The following is a 1,455-nucleotide window of genomic DNA, read 5'->3' as shown; positions in this document are numbered from 1 at the left end:
GACGGATTCAATCGGTCGTCGCAACACCGGGTTGTTGGAGCGATCGTAGGTGTTCGTCGAGGGCTTCGGCGGGAGTGCGCCATCCCAGCGTCTTGCGGGGTCTGGTGTTGAGTGTGTGGGCGATGGCTTCGAGTTCGTCGGCGTCCCATCGGGATAGGTCTGTGCCCTTCGGGAAGTATTGCCGCAGTAGACCATTGGTGTTTTCGTTGGTTCCGCGTTGCCAGGGGCTGTGCGGGTCGGCGAAGTAGACCTCGACGCCTGTCTCGATGGTGAACCTGGCGTGGTCGGAGAGCTCTTTGCCGCAGTCCCAGGTCAGCGAGCGCCGCAACTGCTCGGGCAAGGTCGTGATGGTCGTGGCGAGAGCGTTCGTCATCGTGATCGCCCCGTAGCCGGCCAGGGCCGGCCCGTTCTTCGTGCGTGGGATGAGTCCGTAGCCGTGTTCGCGGGGCAGGTGGATCAGCATCGTGAACCGGGTGGAGCGTTCCACCAGTGTGCCGATCGCGGAGCGCTGCAAACCGATGATCAGGTCGCCTTCCCAATGTCCGGGAACGGCACGATCAGCCACTTCCGGAGGCCGTTCGCTGATCAGTGTCTCCGGGGTGACATGCGCCCACGCCTTCTGCTTCGTCCGGGCGCGGGGAACCCGCAGTGCCCGACCGCGCCTGAGGCACGCGACGAGTTCGCGTTTGAGCGCGCCGCGGCTCTCGACGTAGAGCGCCTGGTAGATCGCTTCGTGTGAGATCCGCATGGATTCATCATCGGGGAAATCCACCGTCAGCCGGTGGGCGATCTGTTCGGGACTCCACGCGTTCACCCATGCACGATCAGCCCTATGCGGTTTGTTGCGGCCCTTCCACTGCGGTCCCACAGGTCCGGTCATGACCCGGCCATCCGCGGCGTGGACCACGCCGGAGAGCCTGTCCTGGACGTACTGGCGGAGCCGGTCGTTGGTGACGAGCTTGGCGACCTTCGGCCGTCGTGCCCGGCGTTCGGCATGCCACTGCGCGGTCGAGGCCTTGTAGTCCAGCCAGTACGTGCGTGTCGAGGCGTTACGGCGCAGCTCACGCGAGATCGTCGACGCGTCCCGGCCGAGTCGACGCGCGATTTCCCGGACCGAGACGCCCTGAGCACGCCACAACGCGATGTCCTCACGCTCACCAGACGACAAGTAACGACCCGAAACCTTCAGTGACAACCGGGGATTCACGCCGCCAGCATGCCGGAACCAGCGAAACGCAACCGGCGAGGACACACCCGCTTCCGCGGCCGCATCTTCGGTCATCACCCCGCGCGCGATCGCTGCCCAGAATCTGACCCGGTCCTCACGCCATGCCACCGTCGGACGCCCCGGCGACGGGATCTGCCCTCGATACGCGCGAACCTCGATCTGCCGCTTCCCATACGCCAACACACACCTCCAGAATCGAGGTGTTGCAACGACCAGTTGAATCCGTC

At 65.0% G+C, this 1,455-nt stretch carries 1 protein-coding gene; it reads right to left on the bottom strand.

Features of this window, described 5'->3' with window-relative positions; genetic code table 11:
- Positions 1–7 precede the first annotated feature (7 nt).
- Positions 8–1,282, bottom strand: a complete 1,275-nt coding sequence (locus tag ACIA76_RS43740; protein ID WP_397161500.1) for an IS30 family transposase — start codon at positions 1,280–1,282, stop codon at positions 8–10.
- Positions 1,283–1,455 lie beyond the last annotated feature (173 nt).

It is taken from the genome of Nocardia sp. NPDC051570, assembly GCF_044454005.1.
Taxonomy (GTDB): Bacteria; Actinomycetota; Actinomycetes; order Mycobacteriales; family Mycobacteriaceae; genus Nocardia.
The sequence above is the reverse complement of the archived record's forward strand: the minus strand, read 5'-3'. Positions and strand labels throughout refer to the sequence as shown.

Coding starts and splice junctions, on each gene's coding strand:
- ACIA76_RS43740 (WP_397161500.1), bottom strand. CDS start 1,282: ATGACCGAAGATGCGGCCGCGGAAGCGGGTGTGTCCTCGCCGGTTGCG.